Annotated in this window: 24 protein-coding genes; 17 read left to right on the top strand and 7 right to left on the bottom strand. The window is 70.0% G+C overall.

Annotation, left to right across the window (positions count from 1 at the left end; translation table 11 throughout):
* Positions 1–132 (top strand): integrase core domain-containing protein (locus VGL85_RS01145; protein WP_331585138.1); only part of this gene is annotated, 132 nt, incomplete at its 5' end.
* A gap of 1 nt (position 133) precedes the next feature.
* On the opposite strand, the gene pyrE is transcribed toward VGL85_RS01145, so the two are convergent.
* The gene (gene pyrE, locus VGL85_RS01140; protein ID WP_331585136.1) at positions 134–718 is read right to left on the bottom strand and encodes an orotate phosphoribosyltransferase; all 585 of its coding nucleotides are present in this window, start codon (positions 716–718) and stop codon (positions 134–136) included.
* A 130-nt stretch (positions 719–848) separates the two neighbouring features.
* On the opposite strand from pyrE, the gene VGL85_RS01135 reads away from it, so the two are divergent.
* The 6 genes from VGL85_RS01135 (at position 849) to VGL85_RS01110 (ending at position 8,280) form a co-directional block, all read left to right on the top strand.
* Positions 849–1,790, top strand: a complete 942-nt coding sequence (locus VGL85_RS01135; protein ID WP_331585134.1) for an alpha/beta hydrolase — start codon at positions 849–851, stop codon at positions 1,788–1,790.
* The gene (locus tag VGL85_RS01130; RefSeq protein WP_331585132.1) at positions 1,787–3,523 is read left to right on the top strand and encodes a hypothetical protein; all 1,737 of its coding nucleotides are present in this window, start codon (positions 1,787–1,789) and stop codon (positions 3,521–3,523) included. The genes VGL85_RS01135 and VGL85_RS01130 overlap by 4 nt, the downstream gene beginning before the upstream one ends.
* A 46-nt stretch (positions 3,524–3,569) precedes the next feature.
* Positions 3,570–4,958, top strand: a complete 1,389-nt coding sequence (locus VGL85_RS01125; protein WP_331585130.1) for a peptide MFS transporter — start codon at positions 3,570–3,572, stop codon at positions 4,956–4,958.
* Positions 4,959–5,109: 151 nt separating this feature from the next.
* Positions 5,110–6,087, top strand: coding sequence for a hypothetical protein (locus tag VGL85_RS01120; RefSeq protein ID WP_331585128.1), 978 nt, complete (start codon positions 5,110–5,112; stop codon positions 6,085–6,087).
* Between the two features lie 147 nt (positions 6,088–6,234).
* Positions 6,235–7,494 (top strand): PEPxxWA-CTERM sorting domain-containing protein, encoded by a 1,260-nt coding sequence (locus tag VGL85_RS01115; protein ID WP_331585126.1) that lies wholly within the window; start codon positions 6,235–6,237, stop codon positions 7,492–7,494.
* Between the two features lie 93 nt (positions 7,495–7,587).
* Positions 7,588–8,280: a glutathione S-transferase family protein gene (locus tag VGL85_RS01110; RefSeq protein ID WP_331585124.1), complete on the top strand. Its 693-nt coding sequence runs from the start codon at positions 7,588–7,590 to the stop codon at positions 8,278–8,280.
* 216 nt (positions 8,281–8,496) lie between these two features.
* On the opposite strand, the gene VGL85_RS01105 is transcribed toward VGL85_RS01110, so the two are convergent.
* The gene (locus VGL85_RS01105) at positions 8,497–10,665 is read right to left on the bottom strand and encodes a bifunctional (p)ppGpp synthetase/guanosine-3',5'-bis(diphosphate) 3'-pyrophosphohydrolase (protein WP_331585122.1); all 2,169 of its coding nucleotides are present in this window, start codon (positions 10,663–10,665) and stop codon (positions 8,497–8,499) included.
* Positions 10,666–10,829: 164 nt separating this feature from the next.
* Complete coding sequence (rpoZ, locus tag VGL85_RS01100) at positions 10,830–11,189, bottom strand: DNA-directed RNA polymerase subunit omega (protein ID WP_331585120.1); 360 nt, start codon at positions 11,187–11,189, stop codon at positions 10,830–10,832.
* Between the two features lie 266 nt (positions 11,190–11,455).
* On the opposite strand from rpoZ, the gene VGL85_RS01095 reads away from it, so the two are divergent.
* Both VGL85_RS01095 and VGL85_RS01090 read left to right on the top strand, forming a co-directional pair.
* The gene (locus tag VGL85_RS01095; RefSeq protein WP_331585118.1) at positions 11,456–12,280 is read left to right on the top strand and encodes a hypothetical protein; all 825 of its coding nucleotides are present in this window, start codon (positions 11,456–11,458) and stop codon (positions 12,278–12,280) included.
* Positions 12,277–12,594, top strand: a complete 318-nt coding sequence (locus tag VGL85_RS01090) for a hypothetical protein (protein WP_331585116.1) — start codon at positions 12,277–12,279, stop codon at positions 12,592–12,594. The genes VGL85_RS01095 and VGL85_RS01090 overlap by 4 nt, the downstream gene beginning before the upstream one ends.
* 97 nt (positions 12,595–12,691) lie before the next feature.
* Here VGL85_RS01090 and folK read toward each other — a convergent pair whose 3' ends face one another.
* Positions 12,692–13,213: a 2-amino-4-hydroxy-6-hydroxymethyldihydropteridine diphosphokinase gene (folK, locus tag VGL85_RS01085; protein WP_331585114.1), complete on the bottom strand. Its 522-nt coding sequence runs from the start codon at positions 13,211–13,213 to the stop codon at positions 12,692–12,694.
* Between the two features lie 76 nt (positions 13,214–13,289).
* Between folK and VGL85_RS01080 the strand changes: the two genes are divergently transcribed.
* The 4 genes from VGL85_RS01080 to VGL85_RS01065 all read left to right on the top strand — a co-directional run bounded on the left by VGL85_RS01080 (position 13,290) and on the right by VGL85_RS01065 (position 17,292).
* The gene (locus VGL85_RS01080) at positions 13,290–13,889 is read left to right on the top strand and encodes an NYN domain-containing protein (protein WP_331585112.1); all 600 of its coding nucleotides are present in this window, start codon (positions 13,290–13,292) and stop codon (positions 13,887–13,889) included.
* A gap of 196 nt (positions 13,890–14,085) precedes the next feature.
* Entirely contained in the window at positions 14,086–14,718 is a 633-nt protein-coding gene (locus VGL85_RS01075) for a uracil-DNA glycosylase (RefSeq protein WP_331585110.1), read from the top strand.
* Between the two features lie 64 nt (positions 14,719–14,782).
* Entirely contained in the window at positions 14,783–16,186 is a 1,404-nt protein-coding gene (locus tag VGL85_RS01070; protein ID WP_331585108.1) for a sensor histidine kinase, read from the top strand.
* A 77-nt stretch (positions 16,187–16,263) separates the two neighbouring features.
* The gene (locus tag VGL85_RS01065) at positions 16,264–17,292 is read left to right on the top strand and encodes an MBL fold metallo-hydrolase (RefSeq protein ID WP_331585106.1); all 1,029 of its coding nucleotides are present in this window, start codon (positions 16,264–16,266) and stop codon (positions 17,290–17,292) included.
* On the opposite strand, the gene VGL85_RS01060 is transcribed toward VGL85_RS01065, so the two are convergent.
* A complete protein-coding gene (locus tag VGL85_RS01060; RefSeq protein ID WP_331585104.1) occupies positions 17,289–19,178 on the bottom strand; it encodes a winged helix-turn-helix domain-containing protein in 1,890 nt (629 codons plus the stop codon). The two genes, VGL85_RS01065 and VGL85_RS01060, sit on opposite strands and share 4 nt — an antisense overlap.
* 223 nt (positions 19,179–19,401) lie before the next feature.
* Between VGL85_RS01060 and VGL85_RS01055 the strand changes: the two genes are divergently transcribed.
* The 4 genes from VGL85_RS01055 to VGL85_RS01040 all read left to right on the top strand — a co-directional run bounded on the left by VGL85_RS01055 (position 19,402) and on the right by VGL85_RS01040 (position 22,815).
* Entirely contained in the window at positions 19,402–19,755 is a 354-nt protein-coding gene (locus VGL85_RS01055) for a UrcA family protein (RefSeq protein WP_331585102.1), read from the top strand.
* Positions 19,756–19,989: 234 nt separating this feature from the next.
* Positions 19,990–21,393, top strand: a complete 1,404-nt coding sequence (locus VGL85_RS01050; protein ID WP_331585100.1) for a M20/M25/M40 family metallo-hydrolase — start codon at positions 19,990–19,992, stop codon at positions 21,391–21,393.
* A gap of 334 nt (positions 21,394–21,727) precedes the next feature.
* A complete protein-coding gene (locus VGL85_RS01045; protein WP_331585098.1) occupies positions 21,728–22,015 on the top strand; it encodes a hypothetical protein in 288 nt (95 codons plus the stop codon).
* Entirely contained in the window at positions 22,012–22,815 is an 804-nt protein-coding gene (locus VGL85_RS01040; protein ID WP_331585096.1) for a hypothetical protein, read from the top strand. Before VGL85_RS01045 ends, VGL85_RS01040 begins: the two co-directional genes overlap by 4 nt.
* Positions 22,816–22,828: 13 nt before the next feature.
* Here VGL85_RS01040 and VGL85_RS01035 read toward each other — a convergent pair whose 3' ends face one another.
* Positions 22,829–23,563, bottom strand: a complete 735-nt coding sequence (locus VGL85_RS01035) for a GNAT family N-acetyltransferase (protein WP_331585094.1) — start codon at positions 23,561–23,563, stop codon at positions 22,829–22,831.
* A gap of 1 nt (position 23,564) precedes the next feature.
* Entirely contained in the window at positions 23,565–24,023 is a 459-nt protein-coding gene (gene smpB, locus VGL85_RS01030) for an SsrA-binding protein SmpB (protein WP_331585092.1), read from the bottom strand.
* Between the last annotated feature and the right edge of the window lies 1 nt (position 24,024).

Raw genomic sequence — 24,024 nt, 5'->3', positions numbered from 1 at the left:
CGCTCCTCGGCCGAACGAACCCAGGCCGTCGCAGCCTGGACCGACGCCTACAACCTCGATCGCCCACACTCCGGCATCGCAGGCCTCACACCCTGGCAGCGTGTGAACAACCTTCTTGGAAACGACACCTAGGTCATCCCTTCAACCGCTTCGATCCCGGCTCCTCGGCGGGGATGGCGGCCAGGTCCGCCGGGATTTCGTCGGCGGCGTAGGACGGCACGTCCACCGTCGCGAGCGCCACCAGGGGGAAGCCGACGTCGGCCTTGCCGCCGGAGCGGTCGACGATGCAGGCGCAGCAGAGCACCGTCCCGCCGGCCTCGGCGATCGGCTCGACCGCCTCGCGGAATGAGCCGCCGGTGGTGATCACGTCCTCGATGACCACGACCTTGGCGCCCGGCGGAACCTTGAAGGCGCGGCGCAGGCGGAACCTGCCGTCCTCCCGCTCCACATAGAGGGCGGGAACGCCCATGTGGCGCGCGGTCTCGTAGCCCGGGATGATGGCGCCCACCGCCGGGGAGACGATCAGGTCGGGCTTGCCGACCGCGGCCTCGATCTTGGCCGCCAGCGCCCTGCAGAGCCGCTCGGTGCGGTCGGGGAACTGGAAGACCAGGTTCTTCTGCAGGAACATCGGGCTGTGGCGGCCTGAGGCCAGGATGAAGTGGCCTTCGCGCAGGGCGCCGGCGCCACGGAATTCGTCGAGGACCTGTTCGGTGTTCATGGGATCGGGCGCTCCTTGCGGCGCTGGATAACGCCCTTCGCAGGGCTTCGAAAGGGTGCGCGGAAGCTTGGCGGTTGCAGGCGTCGCAAAGGCGGCCTTAGCTCCCCTCATGACGAGGATTCTTTCGCGGATGCTGATCGGGCTTGTGCTCATCCTGGTGGTGTGGATCGGGGCCGGCTGGGCGATGGTCGCCGTGGCCGGGCCGTTCAAGCCGTCGGGCGTTTTCATCGACATCGGCGGCGGGCGGAAGATGCGGCTGGTCTGCGCCGGACCGCCCGCGGGACCCACGCCCACCGTCTGGATGGAGCCCGGCGCCTTCGGCCTGGCGGCGGACTTCGCGGCGATCCAGCAGAAGCTGACCGCCAAGGGCATCCGCTCCTGCGCCTATGACCGGGCCGGCATGGGCTGGTCGGACCCGGGGCCGAAGCCGCGCGACGCCGCCGCCATCGCCGACGACCTCGCAAAGCTGATCGCCGCGTCCGGCGAGAAGGGCCCCTTCATCCTGATGGGACACTCCATGGCCGGGCTCTATGTTCGGCTCTATGCCGGGCGTCACCCGGAGCAGGTGGCGGGGCTGGTGCTGATCGAGGCGACCACGCCGGAGCAGATCGACAATCCGAACACCCAGAAGTTCATCGGCGCCTTCACCAGCCTGTCGAAGGTGGCGGCGGTCTCGGCGAGCGTGGGGACAACGCTGCCACTCTACTGGACCGCGGGCGACCGCATCGGCCTGCCGCCGCAGGGGTCCGCCGAGAAGCGCCACGCCTATGTCAGCGGCCGTCATGCGCGCACCGCCGCCGAGGAGGTGGGTAACTGGGAGCGGAGCGCGCGCGAAGCCGCCGCCGCCCCGCCCTACGACCCCGACTGGCCGGTCTCGGTGATCGTCGTGGATCGCGGCGAAGGCGACCGGCCCGGCGACGCGCGCCGGGCGCCGGAGAGGGCGGCGAAGCACGGGACCTTCGAAGCGGTGAAGGGCGCCTCGCACACCACCATCCTGGGGATGACCTACGGCGACAGCGCCGTGCGCGGGGTGGAATTCGTGCTGGCCCACCTGAAGAGCCCCGGCGCGTGACCGAGACGGAGCGTCTGGCGCGGCAGGTCGCCGGCCTGACCTTCCTGGGTCTCGCCGCCCTGGGCGTGCTGGCGATCCTGGGCTTCTACGCCGAGCGGCTGACCGTTCCCCTGCCGCTGTTCGCCGCCGACGAGGCCGCCTACCTGCTGCACGCCCTCTATCCGGACCCGGTGGTGGCGCGGAACCCCTACGTGGCCGGCGTCGTCAACGGCGCGCACCTCAGCGTCATCCGCGCGGTGTTCGAGGCGGGCCTGCCGCTGGTGGTCGGCGACCGGATCGTCAATCTGACGGCCTATCTTGCCGGCCTCTTGGCGCTGTGGTGGGCGAGCGTGAAGCGTACCGCGGTCCCCGTGCCGGGCGAGCTCGGCCTGGCGCTGCTGCTGTTGGCGGTGGGCTTCCCCTACTACCGCTTCGCCGCCTCGAACCTCGCCGAGGGGCTGTTCGTCGGGGTGTTCGCCGCCCTCATCCTGGTCACCCGGCGCTGGTGGCGCAGCCGCCCGCTGGTCCACGCGGCGCTGGCGGGGACGCTGGGCGCGGTGCTGGTGCTGGTGAAGCCCAATGGGGTCGCGGAACTGGCGGCCCTGGGCGCGGTCGGCGTGCTGGACGCCCTGATGGCCAAGGAGGACGCGGCGCAGGACTGGCGGCGGCTACCGGTGCGGATCGTGGTCTTCGCCCTGGCCTTCTTCACAGTCGGCAACCTGATCCAATGGCAGGCCGATGAGCCGGTCGCGCACGCCTGGAGCTTCTTCGTCGGCCCGATCTATGGCGCGACCATCGCGGCGACGGCGCCCAAGGGCGCAGCGGCGCTCGGCGCGCTGGGCGTGGCGGCGATGACCTCGGCCAGCGCGGTGCTGGCCGGGGCGCCGGCGGTGGTCGGGCTGAGCGACCTGTGGCGGCGATGGCGCGCGGCGCCCAAGGCCGCGAAAGGGACCCGGTTCGAGGCGGAGGGCGGCGACCTCGCCTTCCTGCTGGTCCTGGTCTCGCTGTTGGCGACCATCGCCATGGTGGGCGTCTTCACGATGAAGGTCGCGTCCACGGCCGGCGAGACGCTCCGCGTCTGGGGCCGCTATTTCGAGTTCTTCGCGCCGATGCTGTGGCTGACCGCCGCGCCGGCGCTGGCGCGAGGCCTTGGCGGACGCACCGCGGCGGCGGCCGCGGCGGTGACCTTCGCGGGCCTGGCGGGCCTGCTGGCCTGTTTCCGCGCCGGGATCGTCCTGTTCCCCTGGGACGCCAGCGTGCTGACCGCCTTCTTCCAGGCCGACCCGGTGCGGGCGCCGCTGAATTTCGCCCTGCCGCTTCGGGCGCTGTCGATCCTGGCGGTGCTGCTGGCCGGGGCGGCCTACGCCGCGCGGCTGAAGCCGGCGTTCGTTGGCCTGGCGTTGACCCTGGCGCTGGGCGGGCTGTCGACCTGGCTGGACGGCGCCTGGGACGGGCCCCTGGTCGCCCAGCGGGCCGCGTTCAACCGCGACATGGCCGCGATCCGGCCGCGCCTGCTCGCGGAGAGCGACGTCACCGTCCTGTCGCCCGACGTCAACGAGACCCACCTCGCCTTCCTGCTGCTGGACGCGCGGCCGCATGTGGTGGCGGGCCCGCCGGACCAGGCGCCGGCCGCCGACCTGCAGGGCGCGACGGCGGTGATCGTCTCGGGACCCGCGACGCCGCCGGGCGGCCCGTGGACGCCGGCCTTCAGGGGCGAGCAACTGACCCTCTACCAGCGCGCCGCCCAGCCATGAGGCGGGGCCTTGCGGCGGAGCCGAAGGCCGCGGAAAGCTCGTCGCCATGGCCGTAGCCGCCGACACCCTCGATGCGCCGACGCCGCAGGCCGGCGAACGCGCCGTCCTGGGCCATCCGATCGGCCTGAGCTACCTGGCCTCGATGGAGGCCTTCGAGCGGTTCTCCTTCTACGGCATGCAGGCGCTGCTGGTGCTCTACATGACCAGCCAGCTGCTGCATCGCGGCCATGTGGAGCATGTGGCGGGGTTCGCCGCCTTCCGCGCCGGCCTGGAGCGGGTGTTCGGGCCGATGCGCCCGCAGCAGGTCGCCTCGGAGGTGTTCGGCCTCTACGCCGGGCTCTGTTCGCTGACGCCGGTGTTCGGCGGCCTGGCCGGCGACCAGTGGCTGGGCCAGAAGCGCGCGGTGCTGCTGGGCGGGGCGATGATGGCGGCGGGCCATTTCCTGATGGCCTTCGAGGGGCCGTTCCTGCTGGCCCTGGTGCTGCTGATCGTCGGCTGCGGCCTGTTGAAAGGCAATATCTCGGCCCAGGTGGGCGCGCTCTATGCCGGCGCTGACCGGCGGCGCACCGACGCTTTCCAGCTGTTCTACATGGCCGCCAACGTGGGCGTGTTCACCGCGCCCCTGGTCTGCGGGACGCTGGGCGAGACGGTGGGCTGGCACTGGGGCTTCGGCGCGGCCGGCGTCGGCATGCTGATCTCCCTGGCGATCTACCTGGCGGGTTACCGGCGGATGCCGCCGGACACGTTGCCGAAACGGGGCGAGCGGCGGCCCGAACAGGCGCGATTGACCGCCGCCGACCTGCCGGTGCTGGCCGCGATGGGCGTGATCCTGGTGGTGGTGGCGCTGTTCTGGATCGCCAACGGCGAGGTGCTGAACGCCTACATGATCTGGGCCCGCGCGCACCTGGACCGGCAGATCGGGGGCTTCACCCTGCCGGTGACCTGGCTGCAGTCGGCCAGCGCCATCGTCGGCATCTGCCTGGCGCCGGTGCTGGTGGGGCTGTGGAGCGGCCAGGCGAAACGCGGGCGCGAGCCCTCGGCGTTAGGAAAGATGACCACCGGCTGCGGCCTGGCGGCGGCGGCCTATGGGCTGCTGGCGCTGGCCTGCGCGGTGTCGGGGGCCGGACAGGTCCCGCTGGCCTGGGCGCTGGCCTTCCACCTGGTGGTGCAGAGCGCCTATCTGTTCGTCTATCCGGTGGGCATGGCGCTGTTCAGCCGCGTGGCCCCGCCGGCCATCAACGCCCTGATGATCGGCGTCTACTTCCTGTCGGTGTTCGCAGGCTCCCTGCTGGTGGGCTGGGTGGGCCAATTCTACGAGCGGATGACCGCGCCCGGTTTCTGGCTGCTTCACTCAGCCGCAGCCGGCGGCGCGGGGCTGATCCTGCTGATCCTCTGGGGACCGCTCAGCCGGGCCTTTATGGTCAAACCTATTTAACCAGAAGTCTTAACTCCGCCGAAGACCATCGGCTCTATACGAGGGTCTATCGAGGGCGGATGCGCCACGGCTTTTCACAAGGTCGGCGCCACGCTCCCGATCCCGCGCGGCCCCTGAAACAGGGGTCGGGGCTCAGAAGAGAGACGGTGTGGTGTCGTTGAGCGAGAGGACGGCGTTTCCAGCAGACCTGCCGGAGGGCTTGAAGCCCCGGCTGCGCCTGTTCCTGAGCGTCGACCTCGTGGGATCCACCGCCTTCAAGCAGTCGCGCCAGGAATGGCTGCCGGCGATGCTGAACTTCTACCGCGACTTCGACCAGATCGTTCACGCCCAGCACCGCGCCTTCCGCCAGCGCAGCAACGCCCTGGTGCCCACGCCGGAGCTGTGGAAGACCAACGGCGACGAACTGCTCTACGTCTGCGAGCTGGTGACCCGCGCCCAGGCGGTGGAGGCGATTCACATCTGGCTGGCGGCGCTCAGCGCCTACCGCTGCGACCTGGCGACGCTGACCGAGGACCTGGACGTCAAGTCCCGCGCCTGGATCGGCCTGTTCCCGGCGCCCAACTGCGAGGTCTTCTTCCGCCGCGGCGGGGCGCAGTTCCGCTCCGACGCCGACGACGACCCGATCCTGCTGCAGGCCGAGATGCGCGACCAGTGGTACGCCGGCAAGGGTCGCGAGGACATCGTGCGCGACTTCGTGGGCCCCTCGATCGACACCGGCTTCCGCCTGTCGTCGTGGGCGACGCCCCGGCGCATGGTGCTGTCGGCCGACCTGGCGTTCCTGCTCTCCACCAGCATGACCACCGAGGACGAGCCGCTGCCGCTGCACTTCTCCGGCGCGCACAAGCTGCGCGGCGTGGTCGATAACCAGCCCTATCCGATGATCTGGCTGCCGGTGGGCGCCGTGCCGCGCACCGACCAGGACGACGGCATCGGCCGCCACCTCTCCGACCCGGTGCTGCTGCGCTCGTACTGCGAGGCGATCATCGAGCAGAACTACAAGGTGTTCACGCCCCTGTTCCTGACCGACGAGATCGAGGACGACGGCGAGTTCGCCTGGGCGCCGCCCTTCATCATCAACCGCATCCTCCACGACTGGAAGATGGAGAAGCGGCACAAGCTGGCGGCGTAGCTCAGAATTTATACCGTATACAACTATCGGGGGAATTTTCCGTTCACCACAACTTGTTTGGACGGCCCCCAGTTCGCTCCTAACCTCACCTTCACAACACTGATATTCGGCGGCGGAGGGTCAGCCGATTCAGGTTTGGGGGTGGCCATGAAAATAGCTGTTGCATCGTCATGCGCCGTCGGCATCGCGGCGGCGGTCACGCTCGTGCTGGCGACACCGGCCAGCGCGGCGGTCCAGATCAATCCGATCTTCTCGAACACCTTCGGCCTCAGTTGCGCCGGGGGCAGTTGCGGGCTCGACCCGAGCCAGGTCGTCTCGTTGAGCGGCAACGCCGCGGCGATGGGCGCCATCACCGCCGCGACCACTCAGATCGCCTCCCAGTTCAGCAACAACCTCACCGAGAACATCGTGTTCTTCGGCTATCACGGCGGAACCGACAGCTTCCTGGGCGCCAGCATCTCCGGGCAGACCGTCTATAGCTACAACCAGTACACGACCGCGCTGGCGGCGCAGGCTGGCGCCAATCCTCAGAACACGGTCCTGAACACCGCCGTCGCCAACCTCGGCGCGGGTAACGGCGCCGGGATCAGCGGCGCCAATGTTGCGGTGAACACGACCGACGCGCGCGTGCTGGGCCTGGGCGTGGGCGTGAACACCGCCTTCGGACCCGGCGACGCCACGGCGCAGTTCACCAGCACCGGCGCCTTCGTCGGCAGCGACGCCGGCGGGACAGCGGACGCCGTCGTCTTTCTGAATATCGACCAGCCGCTCTTCTACACGCGGCCGATCCCGACCCCCGGCCAGGCCATCGGCTTCGACGCCGAGTCGACCATGGAGCACGAGATCGACGAGACCTTGGGAATCGGCGGCGCGGGCTCCCAGCTCAACAGCTTCAACGCCGACCCCAACTATGCGCAGGACGTCTTCGGGGTGAGGGGCCCGTTGTACGGCGTCATGGACCTCTACCGCTACGCCGCCCCCGGCGTCGGCTCGTTCGACCCCACCGACACAGCCGTCACCGGCTGCCCGGCCGGCGCGGGGTTCACCAACACCAATCTCTGTACTGGCGCGAACTCACCGTACTTCTCGGTCGACGGCGGACTGACCTCGATCGACGAGTTCAACCAGGCCTTCCCCGAAATCGGCGGCGACGCCGGCGACTGGGGCCTTAACCTGGCCCAGGCCTGCCCGGGAAACCAGTTCATCGGCGGCACGGGGGACGTACAGGACGCGTTCAACTGCAACAACAACTCCGCGGACGTCAGGCCCGGGACGCCTTCCTTCAAGGCGTTCGAAGCGATCGGCTTCAACGCCGTTCCCGAACCCGACGCCTGGCTCCTGATGATTGCCGGGTTCGCGCTGGCGGGGACTCAACTCCGCCGCCGCGCCGCCCGGGCGCGCCTCTGACCCCAAGCTGAGCAGTCCCGGTTTCGCCGCTCGACGAAACCGGGATGACACCCGGCAGCGGCCGTTCAATCATGCCGGCGGGAGACCGCCACGATGAAGCTCTACCAGACCTATGCCTCGCCGTTCCCGACGCGGGTGCGGCTGCTGATCTACGCCAAGGGCCTGGACGTCGAGATCATCGAGCCGCCGGGGTTCCACGCCTCCACGGAGGCCAAGGGCGACTACCTGAGGATCAACCCGATCGGCCGAGTGCCGACCCTGGTGCTGGACGACGGCCGCGCCCTGCCGGAGTCGGAGGTGATCTGCGAATATCTGGAGGACGCCTTTCCCGAGCCCAGCCTGCGGCCCGCCGATCCGTGGGGCCGGGCGCGGATGCGGCTGCTCGCCCGCATCTGCGACTTCTACGTGGTGATGGCCATGGTCCCGCTGTTCAACCTGTCGGCCCGCTCGCGCCGGCACTGGACGCCGGAGGTGGTGGAGGGCGCGGCGGCCAAGGTGGCCGAGGCCCTGGGCTGGCTGGAGGCCTACATCGGCGAGGACGGCTTCGCGGTTGGCGGCGCGCTCAGCCAGGCCGGCGGCGCCATCGCCCCGCAACTGGTGCTGGCGGCGGAGTGGATCCCGGCCGCGTTCGGCACGCCCGATCCCCTGCTCGGGCTTCCGAAGCTTTCGGCCTACTGGCGCGCCATCCAGGCAAACCCGATCTGCGCGCGGCTGATCGCCGAGACGCGCGAGGCCATCGCCGGGGTGGCGGCGCAGGCCAAGGCCCAGGCGGAGGCGCGCGCCTAGTCGTTGCGACAGGCCCTCCTCCCCTTGTGGGAGGAGGTGGCCCGCGGAGCGGGTCGGAGGTGGGGTCTCTCAGACTCTCGCAGCTTTTCGATCTGCCCTATCGCACCGATAGCGGCGTGCGACCCCACCTCCGTCGACCTCCGGCCGACACCTCCTCCCACAAGGGGAGGAGGATCACGCTGGGGCGTCGCTTCGAAATGGCGACTAGCCCGCCCCTTAGTCCTTGCGCCGTTCCACCGTCTCGACGCTGGGATTGGCCCGAAGCGCCGCGGCGATGTGGGTCAGGTGGCGGGCGTCGTTGACGTCGACGTCGATGTCCACGTCGAAGAAGTCGTTCTGACGGTGGTGCATGCGCAGCTGGACGATGTTGCCGCCGGCCTCGCCGATGATGCTGCAGACCTGGCCCAGGACGCCGGGAGCATTGCGGATGGTGGCGATCAGCTTGGCGCGGGCGATGGCGTTGCGCTCGGCCTCCGGAGTCCACTGCAGGTCGCGCCAGGCGGCCTCGTCCTCCTCGAAGCCGGCCAGATGCTCGCAGTCGATGGTGTGGACGGTGAGCCCCTTGCCCTTGGCGTCGATGATGCCGACGATCCGGTCGCCCGGCAGCGGCGAGCAGTGCTCGTCGAAGTGGATGGTGACGCCGGGCGTGAGCCCGCCGCCGCGCACATAGAGCCGGGCGCCGCGGCCGCCCTCGATCCGGTGGCGGGCGGCGGCGGCCTTCTTTTCCTCGGCCTTGAGGCCCGGGAACAGGGCTTCCAGCACCTGGGTCGGGGTGACCCGGCCGCGGCCGACGGCATCGAACAGCTCATCCTCCGTGGTCACGGCGAAGCGGTCGAAGGCGGGCCTGAGCGAGACGTCCTTGCGCGACTTGCCGGCGACCTCGAAGGCCTGGTCCACCGTGGCGCGGCCGAGGCGGGTGAACTCTTCCTTCTCGGTCTGGCGGATATGGCGGCGGATCGCCGAGCGGGCGCGGCCGGTGACGGTGATCGACTGCCAGTCCGGCGGCACCACCGGCTTGGCGCCCTTGATCACCTCCACCACGTCGCCGTTCTGCAGCACGGTGCGCAGCGGCTTCAGCTCGCCGTTGATCTTCACCCCGATACAGGTGTCGCCGATGTCGGTGTGCAGGGCGTAGGCGAAGTCCAGCGGCATGGCGCCGGTGGGCAGGCTGACCAGCCGGCCCTTGGGCGTGAAGACGAAGGCCTGGTCGAGGAACATCTCCAGCTTGGCGTGCTCGACCAGCTCCTCCGGGTCGCCGCCATGCTCCAGCACCTGGACCAGGTGGCGCAGGTTGACCAGAGGGTCGCGGCCGCCGGCGGCCATCTGGTGCTCGGCGTCGAAGCCGTAGCTGTCGTTCTTGTAGCGCCAGTGGGCGGCCACGCCCTCCTCCGCCACCCGGTCCATGGCCTCGGTGCGGATCTGCATCTCGATGCGCATGCCGCGCGGGCCGACCACGGTGGTGTGCAGCGAGCGGTAGTTGTTGCGCTTGGGCGTGGAGATGAAGTCCTTGAACCGCTCCGGCACCATGGGCCAGGCCCGGTGGACGACGCCGAGCGCGCGGTAGCAGTCGGGCTCGCCCTCGACGATCACCCGGAAGGCGTAGATATCGGAAAGCTGAGAGAATCCAATCGATTTTCGCTGCAACTTGCGCCAGATCGAATAGGCGTTCTTCTCGCGGCCGAACACCCGGGCCGGGATGCCGGCGGTCTCCAGCCGGGCGCTGATTTCCTGGCTGACCAGCGAGACCGCCCCGCCCTGGGTCTGGCGCAGCGTCTCCAGCCTGCGGCCGATGGCGTCGCGGGCGACCGGGTTCAGGTGCTCGAAGGCCAGCTCCTCCAGTTCGGTGCAGATGCGGTGGACGCCGATGGAGCGGGCCAGCGGGGCGTAGATGTCCAGGGTCTCGCGCGCGATCCGCTCGCGCTTGGCGGGGCTCTGGATGAAGCCCAGGGTACGCATGTTGTGCAGGCGGTCGGCCAGCTTGACCATCAGCACGCGCACGTCGCGGCTGATCGCCAGGATGAATTTTCTGAGGTTCTCGGCCTGGCGCAGGTGCTCGGAGGAAAGCTCCAGCTTGGAGAGCTTGGTGACCCCCTCCACCAGCTCGCCGATTTCCTTGCCGAACAGCTCGTCGATCTCGGCGCGGGTGACCGGGGTGTCCTCGATCACGTCGTGCAGCAGGGCGGTGACGATGGTCGCGGTGTCCAGCCGATAGTCGGTGAGGATGCCGGCCACCTCGATAGGGTGGGCGAAGTAAGGGTCGCCCGAGGCGCGCTTCTGCGCCCCGTGCATGCGCATGGCGTAGACATAGGCGCGGTTCAGCAGCGCCTCGTCGGCGGTGGGGTCGTAGGAGCGGACCTTCTCGATCAGCTCGAACTGGCGGAGCATCCGCGGACGCTTGGAGCCCGTCTGGCTGGGCGATGAGGCGGGGATGGCGATGGTCTTCTCGGCGGACGCGCCCGCCTTCGGGGTCTCCGAAGTGGGGGCGTCCTTCAGCGGAGCGGCGGGTTTGGTCGCCGCCTTGGGTGGGAGGGGGTCTGCGCCTTCGAGGCTCAGTACCGCTCCTCCTGGCCGCCGTCGCGGTCGCTCTGCAGGGCGCGCACGAGTTCGAGCTCGCTCATCTGCATGTGGGTGGGATCGGCCAGCAGGGCCAGGGTCTCGGCCTCTTCCTCGGCCTCGGAACGTTCGTCGACGCGCTGCAGGCTGGCGATGAGGGTCTCGCGCAGCTCCTCGGAATCGACCACGTCGTCGGCGATTTCGCGCAGCGAGACCACCGGGTTCTTGTCGTTGTCGCGATCGACCAGGATCTGCGAGCCCGCCGAGATGGCGCGGGCGCGGTGCGCCGCCAGCAACACGAGATTGAAGCGGTTCGGAACCTTTTCGATGCAGTCTTCGACAGTGACGCGAGCCATGGAGTCCTCGGAACGGGGAGAGAACTCACTAAAATAGAGGTTTAGGGCTCATTGTGCAATGCCGCAAAGGCCGCAGCCTAGGGCGCGGAAGCTGTTCGGCGAGCGGCCGGCATGGCCCGGGGCCGCATCACGGTCCTGTCCCCGGCTTCAGGCCGCTTGGTTCCCGGCCGGTTGAGGTTACGCCTTAAGCCTCGTTCACCACGTGCAGTTGCAATTGCTCAACCGATAGCAGCTAGGGTCGCGGGAAGCTGTCAGCCGGAGTCCCTATGCCGCCTGCGTCCGCCGCACGCCCTGGAGCGCGTCAGGAACGCTTCCCCTGGGAGCCGGAGTCCGTCAACCGGGCGAACCTGGCCCTGGCGGCGGTGCGCCAGCTGATCGTCCAGAAGATCCCGCCGCAAGGCGCCACGGCGCCCAGCGTGCTGGCGGCGGCCGGCGCCCTGGTCGGCGCAGCGGCGCAGAACGCCGCCCTCGAACAGGGCGAACTGCTCACCGTCCGGCGCGACCTGGTGGCGCCCGAGAGCCTGATGCTGCGCGAAACCAAGGACGGCCGCCGCTATCTGGCCGGGCGCTGGATCACGGCGCCCCTGCTGCTGGGCTACGGCCACGGCTTCCCGCTGCAGCGGTTCGTGGTGCAGGCCGGCTCGGCCGGCGGCATGAAGCGGACCGACTTCCCCGACTACTGGGAGCTGGAGCGCAGGGTCTCCAAGGCGGCGGCGGACCGCGGCGAGCTGGGGACCCTGGCGGCGACCGACGGCCGCCCGGCCACCGCGCGGCTGCCGGACCTGCTGCGCGCGCTCTGGCCCGCCACCCGGCGGATCATGATCGCGCCCATGCCGCTGGAGTTCGCCGACGAGCCGGTGCTGCACGAAGCCCATTGGCCGGCGCTGCTGGCCTTGGTCGCCGCGCGGCTGATGGCCCAGACCAAGGACCTCGTGCCGGCCCCGGTGGCGGCCGACCTGGTGATGGAGTCGGCGATCATGGCCTCCAAGCTGGACCCGGACCTGGCCGAACGCGGCCGCTGGCTGCTGGCCCCCGGCCCGCGCGGCCTGCAGATCGCCCGCGACGACCGCAAGCGGCAGCGGGTGGCATGACGATGGCGTTCCTGTTGAGCACGATCCTGGGCGTGATGCTCCCCGCCTTCGCGATCTGGGCGGTCGGGGCCGCGGCGGTCGTCGCCTTCACGCGGCAGCCGGAACGGCGGCCCTATCGGCTGCCCTGGCTGTTCATCGCCTTCGTGGCCGGCACCTGGAGCCTGTCCATCGAGGCGGCGATCCTGGATCCCCCGCGCTGGTCGCGCGCCCTCGGGACCCCGCTCCTGATGCTCCTGCCGCTGTTGCTGGCGGCGAACCGGATCGTCACGATCCGCAAAGGGCAGGCCAAGCCGAAGACCGACGCGGAAAGCTAGAGCGGGCGCGGGCTGCACGCGGTCTTCTCCGGCTGTCCCGGCGAAAGCCGGGACCCATACGACCTCGGCGGCTTCTTCGCAGGCGCCCTGCCCTGACTCAGCTTGGATCCCGGCCTTCGCCGGGACAGCCGGGTGTTGGGATGGGCGCCGCGTCCCTCCCTACCGTCGCCGACGCCGCCAAGGCCCCAGCGGTCGCCCCGTTCACCGGATGGCGCCACCCCGGCGCGACCTCGGCCAGCGGCCCCATGACGAACAGGCGCGCCGCGGCGCGCGGGTGCGGCAGGATCAGGCCGGGCTCGTCCACCACAAGCCGTCCGTGGGCGATCAGGTCCAGGTCGAGGGTGCGCGGCGCGTTGGGGACGCCGCGGCGCCGGCCGAACCGGCGCTCGATGGCAAAAAGCTGCGCGAGAACGGCCTGCGGAGGGTCATTCGTCTCGACAATCGCGATTCCGTTGCGATACTCGTCTCCATTCGGGTCGGGCCAGGCGGCGGAACGCCACCAGCGCGACCGGGCCAGCAGGGGCAATCCTGCCTGGGGGAACAGGGACAGGGCCGCCTCGAGCAGGGCCTCCGACGAGCGATGATCCCCGGGCCTATTGGAGCCCAGGGCCACGATCACCGCCGCATCGAGGGCCTCACGCGTCGGCGTCCAGTCTCCGGATCCCGCCTTGCCGGCCGTTTGGGAATTTTGAGCGATGACCTTTTACCCCACCGACCGTCTGGCGCTGTTCATCGACGGGTCCAACCTCTACTCGGCCGCCAAGGGCCTGGGTTTCGACATCGACTACCGCAAGCTGCTGGACGAGTTCAAAAAGCGCGGCGTGCTGGTCAGGGCCTACTACTACACCGCCCTGGTGGAGGACGAGGAGTACTCGCCGATCCGCCCGCTGGTCGATTGGCTGGACTACAACGGCTATTCGCTCGTCACCAAGGCGGCGCGGCAATACACCGACAGCCAGGGCCGCAAGCGCTGGCGCGGCGACATGGACGTCGAGATCGCCGTCGACATGATGGAGATGGCGGGGTCCGCCGACCATCTGGTGCTGTTCTCCGGCGACGGGGACTTCAAGGCGCTGGTGGCGGCCGTACAACGCAAGGGCGCGCGGGTGACGGTGGTCTCCACGGTGAAGTCGCAGCCGCCGATGGCCTCGGACGACCTGCGCCGGCAGGCGGACAACTTCGTGGACCTGGCGGACCTGGCCGACATCATCGGGCGGCCCTCGCGCCTGCCGCGGTTCATCCAGGAAAGCCGCAGCGAACGCCGCCACGACGACGAGGCCGATGCCGAGGCCTGACGACCTCCTCCGTCGCGAAGACGACGGCGGGAGGGGAACCGCTCGCCGAGCGCAGCGGAGAGCGAGTGGCAGAGGGCGCGAGCCCCAGTCACCGAGTCAGCGACTGTCGATCGAACGTCCGGGTCTGAAGCCCGCCCCCTCCACCATCCGCTCTTCGGCGGATGGTCCCCCTCCCGCCGCTTCGCGGGGGAGGTAGATGGAAGCCGAGCCGCCGCGCGACTGTCCGCTCTGCCCGAGGCTGGTCGCCTATCGCGCCGCCAACGCCGCCCAGCATCCGGACTGGTGGAACGGGCCGGCGCCGTCGTGGGGCGATCCGGGCGCGCGGCTGCTGGTCGAGGGCCTGGCGCCGGGGCGCACCGGGGCCAACCGGACCGGGCGGCCGTTCACCGGCGACCATGCCGGCATCCTGCTCTATGCGACCCTGAAGAAGACCGGGTTCGCGACCGGGACCTATGACCCGAACGGCCGCGACGACCTGGCGCTCACCGACTGCATGATCTCCAACGCGGTGCGCTGCGCCCCGCCAGGCAACAAGCCGGAGACGTCGGAGGAAGCCAATTGCCGCCCGTTCCTGGCGGCGCGGCTGGCGGGACTTCCCCGGCTGAAGGTGATCGTCACCCTGGGCGACGTCTCGCGGCGAAACGTGCTGAAGGCGCTGGGGCTGAAGGCGTCTGCGGGGATCCCGGGCCATGGCAGCGAGTTCCGCGCCGGGCCCTATGTGGTGCTGAACAGCTACCACTGCTCGCGGCTCAACACCAATACCGGGCGGCTGACGCCGGCCATGTTCGAGGCGGTTTTCGAACGTGCGCGGACGATTATCGATGGCTGACGTGGAACCATCGGACGGCCGTGGCGTTTCGCCTGCGTCGGAGTGCGCGCGTATGGGGGAATCCTTGACCCAAGTCCTGGCGTTCGAACCGCCACCTGTCTCGACGACGATCCAGGGGCTGCTGGACCTCGACCAGGCGGTGTTGGACGCCCTGCCCATGGGCGTCTACGCCTGCGACGCCGACGGCCGGATCGTGCGCGCCAACCGCCGCGCGGCGGAGCTGTGGGGCCAGTCGCCGCGGCTGAACGATCCGACCCAGAAGTTCTGCGGCTCGTTCCGGGTGGAGCTGCTGGACGGCCAGTTCGTGCCCCCCGACGCCACCCCGATGGCGCACGCGGTGCGGACCGGCGAAGGCTGCCGCGGCGTGGAGGCGGTGGTGCAGAACCCCGACGGCCGCCGCTGGGTCGCCTCGGTCACCATCGAGCCGCTGATGGACGACGACGGCGTCCTGCTGGGGGCGGTGAACTGCTTCCAGGACATCACGCGCGAGTTCCGCCAGCGGCGGCAGTTCGCCGAGCAGCAGCGGACCATGGACCTGGCGATGGTCGCCGCCAACATGGGCGCCTGGCGCTACACGGTGGCCGACAACATCTGCCTCTACGACGAGCACGCCCAGCGGCTCTATGGCCTCACCAACCCGCGCTTCCTGCACGACGACGAGGGCGTGAAGAACCTGATCCACGCCGACGACCTGGAGCGCATGTGGGCGGCGGTGGCCAAGGCCTGCGACGCGGCCGGCGACGGGCGCTACGACGTCGAATACCGGGTGAAGCAGCTCGACGGCAGCTGGCGCTGGCTGAGCGCCTGGGGGATCGTGGAGTTCGATTCCGACGGCCCCGAGCGCAAGCCGGTGGCGATCTCCGGCGCCAGCCGCGACCTGACGGAGATCAAGCTCGCCGAAGAACATCAGAAGCTGCTGATCAACGAGCTGAACCACCGGGTGAAGAACACCCTGGCCACCGTGCAGTCGATCACCAGCCAGACCCTGCGTTCGGCGTCCGATATCGGCGCCGCGCGCCAGGCCATCGACGCGCGGATCGGCTCGCTGGCCCGCGCCCACGACCTGCTGACCGACCACAACTGGTCCGGGGCCCGGCTTTCGGACGTGGTGAGCCGCGCGCTGGAGCCGTTCGGCCTGGGGCGGTTCGACCTGTCGGGGCCGAACCTGCACGTCTCGCCGAGGCACGCGCTGGCGCTCTCCATGGCGCTGCACGAGCTGGCCACCAACGCCGTCAAGCACGGCGCGCTGAAGGCGCCGGAAGGCCGGGTCGCGGCGACCTGGTCGGAGGCCGACGGCCAGTTCTGTCTCAGCTGGCGCGAAAGCGGCGGGCCGCCGGTGACGCCGCCGACGCGGCGCGGCTTCGGCAGTCGGCTGCTCGAGGAAGGGCTGATGCACGAGCTCGGCGGCCGCACGCGGTTGGCCTATCACCCCGACGGGGTCAGCTGCGAGGTCAACGCCAGCCTCTGAGGCGACGGCCAAGGCCGGCCCTTGCCAGCCGCGGGCCTCAGGCGTTTAGGTCGGGGCCAGCGGTTTAGGGGCGGCCCATGATCTTCGAACAAGTCGCGACCGGCGGATGCCAGTCCTACCTGCTGGGGTGCCAGGACACCCAGGCGGCGGTGCTGATCGACCCGGAGCTGTCGCGCATCGATCACTACAGGGGCCTGCTCGCCCGCCACGGCCTGGCGGTGAAGTACGTCGTCGACACCCACACCCACGCCGACCACTTCTCGGCCAGCAAGGAGATGGGCAAGGCGCTGGGCGTTCCGGTGGTGATGCACCGCCTGTCGCCCGCCCCGCACGCCGACCTGCGGCTGGACGACGGCGACATGCTGATCGCCGGCGGGCTGAAGCTGAAGGCGCTGCACACGCCCGGGCACACCCGCGATTCCATGAGCCTGGTGATGGACGACCGGGTGTTCACGGGCGATGCGCTGCTGATCGGCGGCACCGGGCGCACCGACCTGCCGAGCGGCGACCCGCACATGCTGTTCGAGAGCCTGTTCGACAAGCTCCTGAAGCTGCCGCCGGAGACGATGGTCTTCCCGGCGCATGACTACAAAGGCCGGTCGCACTCCACCATCGGGACCGAGATCGCCGAGAACCCCCGATTGCAGAAGACCGAGCGGGCCGCCTTCGTGGAGATGATGCAGGCGCTGGACCTGGCCGCGCCGACCCATCTGACCGAGGCGCTGCGCACCAACATGAGCGGCGGCAAGACGGTGGCCCAGCTTCTGGCGGAAGCCGCGGCCAAGGTGCCGTTCATGTCGCTGGAGGAGCTGTCCGGCCGGATCGGCGGCAACAGCGCCGACATCGTCGTACTGGACCTGCGTGAGAAGGAGGCCTTCGAGGCCGACCACATCCCAGGCGCCCGCCACCTGCCCCGCGGCCAGCTGGAGCTGCGGGTGAACAGCGAACTGCCGGACCCGACCCAGCGGATCCTGACCTACTGCGAGTTCGGCAAGATCTCGACGCTCGCGGCCGCGACCCTGCGCGAACTGGGTTATGGCCGCGCCGTCGCCCTGGACGGCGGCATGAAGGCCTGGCGCGAGGCCGGCTATCCGCTGGACAGCTAGGCTGTGGCCGGTTGTCCGCCCGCCTCTCCCGCCCGGATCGCCAGCCGCCGCGCCTCGGCCTTGAAGTCGTAGGGCGCGGAAGCCGCGCAGTCCGGCCAGCGACCGGTCTCCAGCCAATAGGCGCAGAGCCCGAGCTTGGCGCACAGCCTGACAAAGCGTGGATCATGCATCATCGGCGCGTTGTGGATGACGCTGAAGATCAGCGCGGGTCCGGTCGCGCCGTTCGGCGAGGGAAGGTCCGGGTCGAACATGAAGGCGAAACTGGCCTGGTCGATCAGGTCGAACGTCTCTTCGATGAAACCGAACCTGCAGAGCGTCGTGAACACCCATAGCGGCAGAGCCCCCTCCTCAGCGAGCGTCTTGCGGGCGTTCTGGAGATACGGCGTCCGCCGAGACGGATCGGCGGCGCGTAACCTTTTGCCGTAGCCGATCGTGTGGCGGAAGACCGGGGCGTCGAGTTCCCGTTCGCGCGCCTCGGCGACGAGATCGTCGAACCACGGCGATTGCGGGCGCTCGGCCGCGAAACAGAGGGCGCCCCACAGGATCAGCTGGTTGTCCGGCCAGCGTTCGCAGAGCGAAGCCCACTGCGCGCGCTCGACATAGCCACGGCCCGCAAAGTCGAGGATGGTGAGATACCAGTTGGCGGCCCACGGATACATCGGATCGAGGTCGTAGGCTTGGCGGGCCAGATCGATGGCGTCTTCGATCCGGCCGACCTCGGCGTAGAACAGGCTGGCGTTGGTGAGCACCGTGGGGTCGTTGGGGGCCGCCGCCAGGGCCTTTGCATGGAAGGCGTCACGCTCGGCGAAGCGGCCGAAGGCCTCGAGTTGGCCCAGCGCCTGATAGGCGCCGCCGGCTCCTTGATCGAGAGCCAGGGCGGCCTGCGCCACGGCGACGACGTCGGCGCGCGTGACGCCGGTGCGGGGTCGCGGCTCGTCCTCCTGGAATCGAAGCTGCTCGACCTGGACCGTCGCCAGGAACACCCAGGCCCGCACGAACCGGGGCGCAAGGCGCGTGGCGGCTTGCAGGAGCCCGATGATCTCCCCGATGGTCGTCGCGTCCAGCAGGCCCCGCTGGTTCCTGATTTCCAGGGCCTTCAGGTAGAGATCGAGCGCGGCGGGGTCGATGGTCTCGGCCGGGACGAGGGGCGCGAACGCCACCTTCAGGGCGGCGGCCACGGCGGCGGCGATCTCGTCCTGCAGGGCAAAGACGTCGGAGAGCTGCCGGTCGAAACGGTCGGACCACAGGGTGGTCTCGCCGGCGCATTCGATCAGGCTGGCGGAGATTCGCACCTGGCCGCCGCTGCGACGCACCGCGCCGTCGAGCACATGGGTGGCCCGAAGCGCCGCCCCGACCTTGGCGGCCGCCTTGTCGGGTCCGCGGAACTGGAAGCTGGAGCCGCGGCCGATCACCTTCAGCCCGGCGCCGCGGGCCACGGCCTGGAGGATCTCCTCCGAAACCCCGTCGGAGAAATAGGCCATCTGCGGGTCGCCTGAGAGGTTGTCGAAGGCCAGCACGGCCAGCACGACCGGCTCCACCATGCTCTCGCGCGACGCGTCGAGGCGGTAGCCCACCCGCGCAATGGTGGTCACCGAGAAGCCGCCGCTGGCCTTGGCCAGCCGCCGGACACCGGAGATGCAGCGGTTGATGGCGTCCTCGCCCACCGCGCGGCCGCGCCAGCAGGCGGCGAGCAGGTCGTCGCGCGAGACAACCTCGCTCCGGCGCCGCGCCAGCGCCACCAGGACCTCCATGATCCTGGGTTCGATGGTTTCCGGCACGCCAGCGATCATCACCTGGCGTGTGGAAGGGCGCACGTGCAAGGACCCCAGGTCGAAGGGAGCCTCATGGGCCAGGTGGACGGCGGCCGGCCGGCTGTCCGCGCTCATCGGCATTTCATCGGCGAGCCGTAAGGTCGAGCCCGTGTCGGGCGCGGCGCGCGGATGGCCAACTCAGGCCCGCGATCCAAGCCCGGGTCGCGAACACCGCAACCGCGCAGATGCCAGGCCCAGCCAAGGTCTCCACCTCTCCCCCGAGAATGCTTGCCGCCGCCGTGGCCAGACATAACGCAGTTCGGTCTTCGGCATGCAACCCACTCCAGGACGTTCGAGCATGACCCACACACTCGCACCCATCGCCATGGCCCTGGCCGTCGCAACGACCTTCGCCGGTGCGGCGCTGGGCGCACCGCTTCGGGTGGTGGACGACAGCGACCTGGTCACCGCCAAGGTGGCCTACGCCGACAGCGAACTGCACAGCGCCGACGGCGCCAGGGCGGTGGCCCAACGCATCCGCACCGCCGCCTGGGAGGTCTGCGGCGGCGCGCGCAGCACCGTCCGCTCCGGCGTGCGATTCCAGCAATGCCGCTCAGCCGCCATCGACCGGGCGCTGGCCACTCTGTCCGCGCCCATGGTCTCCGAGGCCGCGGGCCGCAAAACCAGCCTCGCCGAGGCGCCCATCCGCTGAGCCACGAGCCCCTTCGCGGGATCCGGTCACGGCAAACGGCCCGGCTCTCAGCTCCGCGAAGGCGCCTGGGAGGAGCGGCGACGCTCCTCCGTCTCTTTGCGTCGTTTCGGGGGAGGAGCGGCGACGCTCCTCCCGTCTCTTTCCGTTCACCGGTCTTTTTTCGCCCCGCGTCTCGCGTCCCGGCGGCCCCGCCGTTAGGGTCGCTGCGGTAAGCGTCATCCAAAGGGCCCCATCTTGAAATCCAGCCTGTTCCTCGGCCTCGCCGCGTGCGCCGCCGTGTCCGTCGCCGTTCTCCCGAAGCCGGCCCTCGCCCAAGTCCATGTCGACCCGGCCGAACACACCTCGGCCCTGGAACTGCTCAAGAAGGGAATCACCTTCCGCACCGTGATCCCCGGCGACCAGGTGAAGCCCTACGCCGAGTACCTGAAGAGCGTGCTGGTGGCCGGCGGCTACAAGCCCGCCGAGGTCGAGGTGCGCCCGGTGCTGGGGACCTCGATCCTGATCGCCCGCTATCCGGGGACCGATGCATCGAAGAAGCCGCTGGTGGTCATCGACCACATGGACGTGGTGGAGGCCAAGCCCGCCGACTGGACGCGCGATCCGTTCAAGCCGGTGGTGGAGAACGGCTATGTGTTCGGCCGCGGCGCCATCGACGACAAGTTCGACGTCTCGATGGTGGTCACCGTGCTCGCCAAGCTGCGCCGCGAGGGCTGGAAGCCCGGCCGCGAGGTGATCCTGGCGCTGAGCGGCGACGAGGAGACCCTGCAGCAGACCGCCCGGGTGTTCGCCAAGGAGCTGAAGGGCGCCGAGATGGTGCTGAACGGCGACGCCGGCGGCGGACTGGTCGCGGAGGACGGCAAGCCGGTGTTCTACGGCCTGCAGGCGGCGGAGAAGACCTACGCCGACTTCCAGGTCGTGGTGACCAATCCCGGCGGCCATTCCAGCCGCCCCGGCAAGGTCAACGCCATCTATGAGATGGGCCAGGACCTGGCCCGCCTCGCCGCCTACAAGTTCCCGGCCATGCAGAGCGACATCACCATGGCCAGCTTCAAGGCGGCCGCCGCCAATACGCCAGGCCCGATGGGCGATGCGCTGCGCCGCTATATCGCCAACCCGCACGACGAGCAGGCCCTCGCCAGCCTGTCGGAGGATCCGGACTTCGTGGGCCAGCTGCGCACCACCTGCGTGGCGACCATGATCGACGGCGGCCACGCCACCAACGCCCTGCCGCAGAAGGTGACCGCCAACGTCAACTGCCGGATCTTCCCCGGCACGCCGTCGGAAGAGGTCCGCCGGACCATCGAGAAGGTGATCGCCGACCCGATCGCCAAGATCGAGCGGCAAAACGACGGGGCCATCGACGCCGGCGCCTCGCCGCTGCGCCCCGATGTGCTGGCGGCGGTGACCAAGGCGGTGCAGGCGCGCTATCCGGGCCTGGCGGTGGTGCCCAACATGTCGGCCGGAGCCACGGACTCGATGTTCTTCCGCGCCCTGGGCGTGCCGGCCTATGGCGTCGGCGGCGCCTTCATGAAGGCCAGCGACGACTTCGCCCATGGCCTGAACGAGCGCGTGCCGATCAACACCATCGACGGGGCGCTGTTCCAGTGGGAGAGCGTGCTGAAGGACCTGGCGAAATAGCGGCGACGGCCGCACCGCCCCGCCGGACCCGAAGCCGAGCGGCGGCTGCGCGGCGATTCACAACGAGAAGGTGAATTCGCATATCACTGCAACGTGAACGTCTACGGCTTTCGCCCGGCCAGGATCGGAGTCACTACTATCCAGCGTTGAGTTTCGAGGTGGGGCGAGCAGAGCGGAACGCACCATTTCGCATGGAACCCGCCCACGGCCATAGATCAGCCGCTGGATTCTAGTGTCCGCGCGTCCGATTGAACTTGCCAATCCTGGCCGATATTCGCGCACATCGAGGCGTTGCTGCGGGCTGCGCGACAGTCAATATTCAAAGGATCGCAACATGGTCAAAGAACGTCTTGCAGCCATCACCATCGTCGGCGGCACCGACGCCCCGGGCATCCAGATCGTTTCCGACGGCCATGGCGGCTGGGTCCTCAAGCGGGTTCCCGGGTGGAATCCCGAGGCGATGGCCGAACTGGCGCATGGGCTGGAGGTCATCAGCGCCGGATCGCGGCTGAAGACCTCGGGCCTGGCCGAGCAGGTGATCAACAGCGTGAGCGGGCTGGTGGAGCAACAGCTCGGCGAACACGTGGGCGGCGCGGCGAACGTGGTCGTCCTGCGCGCATGAGCCTGACCGCCGGCGTGGCGGAGGGCGATGCGGCCGGCCGGGACGACCTGGCCGGCCGCCGCTATGCCGCCTACTTCCACGCCCTGGACGCCTGGACCGAGTACTGGGACATCTACCACCCCGAGAGCCGCGGACGGTTCTACTTCGGCGACGACGAGGGCGAGGCCGGCCTGCTTCGGCGGTTCCTGCCCCGCGACGGGGCGCCGCCGCCCTGGCGGGCGTGGAAGCGCGTGGCCCTGGACCCTGCGGCCGAAGCCGGCATCGCCTTCGTCGAGGCCATCGGGACGGCGCCGGTGCGCGAGGCGATCCGGGAGGTCGACGATCTGCTGGCGCGACTGTTCGCCGAGCATTTCGGCCGCGCCGACCGGCCAGAAGTCCAGGCCGACTATCTGGAGGCGGTGTTCCGCTTCGCCATCGACACCCTGCCCGCCGCGCCGGAGCGCGACGCCCGCATCGCGAAGGACGACCCGCGCAAGTCCACCGCCGGCCGCCACACCCTGGAAGGCGACATCATGTGGTTCGCCTGGGCCCTGCACACCGAGGCGGCCCAGACGCTACGCGCTCGTGGGGCCGACCCGGAGGGCGGCGCGCGCCGGGCCTTGGCGCTGGCGGGCGTGGCGATGGGCTGCGCGGCGCAGTTCACCTGGCGCGGCCATCGCCGCACCCGGCCCGAATACCGCGCCGACACGGCGACGCGGCGCCGGTTGCGCGAGCGGGGGCTGGCGTGGGCCCAGGATTTCGACGCCGCGGCCGAAGAAGTCCACGCGCTCTATCGCATCCGCGAGTTCGGGGCGGCCTGAGCGCGCCTCGCCGTCAATCCCGGCGCCAGTAGCGATAGGTCCAGATTTCCCGGAAGCCGGCGCGGCGGTAGATGGACCGCGCGGTCTCGTTGGGCGCCTCGACCTGCAGGCAGACGCGATCGTAGCCGCGCGCGGCGGCTTCGCGGCCGAAGGCGGCCAGGATGGCGCTGGCGTGGCCCTTGCCACGATGAGCCCTGGCGGTGCGCATCCCGTGGATGCCCGCCCAGCGCGCGCCGAAGCTCATGACGCCCACCGCCTGGATCGCCTCGCCCTCCCCGGCCGCGCCGTAGATCGCCGCGGGCGAGCGGGTGAGCACCTCGACGCGGTGGGCGCCGTCCACCGGATCGAAGCCCTCGCCCAGGAACACCGCGCCCCAAGCCTCGTCTGGCGCAGTGAGCAGGCGCGCGGAAGTCCCTGAAAAGGCGGCGAGTTGTGCGACCGCGCCAGTCTTGAACACCGTCGGCTGGCGGGGTGTGAAGCCGCGCGCCGCCAGGGCCTCGCGGACCGGCGCCAAGCCAGGCGTCTCGGCGATCCGGAAACCGGGCGCGAGGCCCCGGCTCACGAAGGCCGCCTCGATCTCTTCCAGGGCGCCGGCATCGACGTCGTGGGCCAGCGGCACGGCGCTCTTGGCCCTGCCGATGGTCCCGGCGGCGAGCGGCGCGAGCCAGCCCTCGATCTCGACCATCTCCGGTGGGGCGACGGCGGCCACCACGTCGCGTTCGAGGGCCTCGATCTCGCCCGCCTCCACGTCAGCCTTTTTCCCGCATCAGCCGCGCTTTGTCGCGCTGCCAGTCGCGTTCGGCAGTGGCCTCGCGCTTGTCGTGCGCCTTCTTGCCGGTGGCGACGGCGAAGGTGAGCTTGGCCAGGCCCTTGTCGCTCCAGAACAGCTTCGTCGGGATCAGCGTGCGCCCTTCCCGCTGCACCGCGCCGATCAGCTTGTCGATCTCCTTGCGCTTCAGCAGCAGCTTCCGGGGCCGGCGCGGTTCGTGGTTGAAGTGCGGGCCGGCCTGCAGGTAGGGCGGGATGTCGGCGTTGACGAGCACGATCTCGTCGCCCTCCACCGCCACATAGCTCTCGGCGATGTTGGCGCGGCCGTTGCGGAGCGACTTCACTTCCGAGCCGGTCAGCACCAGGCCCGCCTCGAAGTCCTGCTCCAGGAAGTAGTCGAACCGCGCCCGGCGGTTCTCCGCGATCAGCTTGCCGGCCATG

It is taken from the genome of Phenylobacterium sp. (assembly GCF_036501465.1).
Taxonomy (GTDB): domain Bacteria; phylum Pseudomonadota; class Alphaproteobacteria; order Caulobacterales; family Caulobacteraceae; genus Phenylobacterium.
This window is presented reverse-complemented; position numbering and strand designations above follow the sequence as displayed.

What these genes read in the sequence shown, in the direction of transcription:
- pyrE (WP_331585136.1), bottom strand. Translation starts at nt 718, where the DNA reads ATGAACACCGAACAGGTCCTCGACGAATTCCGTGGCGCCGGCGCCCTG.
- VGL85_RS01135 (WP_331585134.1), top strand. Translation starts at nt 849, where the DNA reads ATGCTGATCGGGCTTGTGCTCATCCTGGTGGTGTGGATCGGGGCCGGC.
- VGL85_RS01125 (WP_331585130.1), top strand. Translation starts at nt 3,570, where the DNA reads ATGGCCGTAGCCGCCGACACCCTCGATGCGCCGACGCCGCAGGCCGGC.
- VGL85_RS01115 (WP_331585126.1), top strand. Translation starts at nt 6,235, where the DNA reads ATGAAAATAGCTGTTGCATCGTCATGCGCCGTCGGCATCGCGGCGGCG.
- VGL85_RS01110 (WP_331585124.1), top strand. Translation starts at nt 7,588, where the DNA reads ATGAAGCTCTACCAGACCTATGCCTCGCCGTTCCCGACGCGGGTGCGG.
- VGL85_RS01105 (WP_331585122.1), bottom strand. Translation starts at nt 10,665, where the DNA reads ATGCTCCGCCAGTTCGAGCTGATCGAGAAGGTCCGCTCCTACGACCCC.
- rpoZ (WP_331585120.1), bottom strand. Translation starts at nt 11,189, where the DNA reads ATGGCTCGCGTCACTGTCGAAGACTGCATCGAAAAGGTTCCGAACCGC.
- VGL85_RS01095 (WP_331585118.1), top strand. Translation starts at nt 11,456, where the DNA reads ATGCCGCCTGCGTCCGCCGCACGCCCTGGAGCGCGTCAGGAACGCTTC.
- VGL85_RS01090 (WP_331585116.1), top strand. Translation starts at nt 12,277, where the DNA reads ATGACGATGGCGTTCCTGTTGAGCACGATCCTGGGCGTGATGCTCCCC.
- VGL85_RS01080 (WP_331585112.1), top strand. Translation starts at nt 13,290, where the DNA reads ATGACCTTTTACCCCACCGACCGTCTGGCGCTGTTCATCGACGGGTCC.
- VGL85_RS01075 (WP_331585110.1), top strand. Translation starts at nt 14,086, where the DNA reads ATGGAAGCCGAGCCGCCGCGCGACTGTCCGCTCTGCCCGAGGCTGGTC.
- VGL85_RS01065 (WP_331585106.1), top strand. Translation starts at nt 16,264, where the DNA reads ATGATCTTCGAACAAGTCGCGACCGGCGGATGCCAGTCCTACCTGCTG.
- VGL85_RS01060 (WP_331585104.1), bottom strand. Translation starts at nt 19,178, where the DNA reads ATGAGCGCGGACAGCCGGCCGGCCGCCGTCCACCTGGCCCATGAGGCT.
- VGL85_RS01055 (WP_331585102.1), top strand. Translation starts at nt 19,402, where the DNA reads ATGACCCACACACTCGCACCCATCGCCATGGCCCTGGCCGTCGCAACG.
- VGL85_RS01045 (WP_331585098.1), top strand. Translation starts at nt 21,728, where the DNA reads ATGGTCAAAGAACGTCTTGCAGCCATCACCATCGTCGGCGGCACCGAC.
- VGL85_RS01040 (WP_331585096.1), top strand. Translation starts at nt 22,012, where the DNA reads ATGAGCCTGACCGCCGGCGTGGCGGAGGGCGATGCGGCCGGCCGGGAC.
- smpB (WP_331585092.1), bottom strand. Translation starts at nt 24,023, where the DNA reads ATGGCCGGCAAGCTGATCGCGGAGAACCGCCGGGCGCGGTTCGACTAC.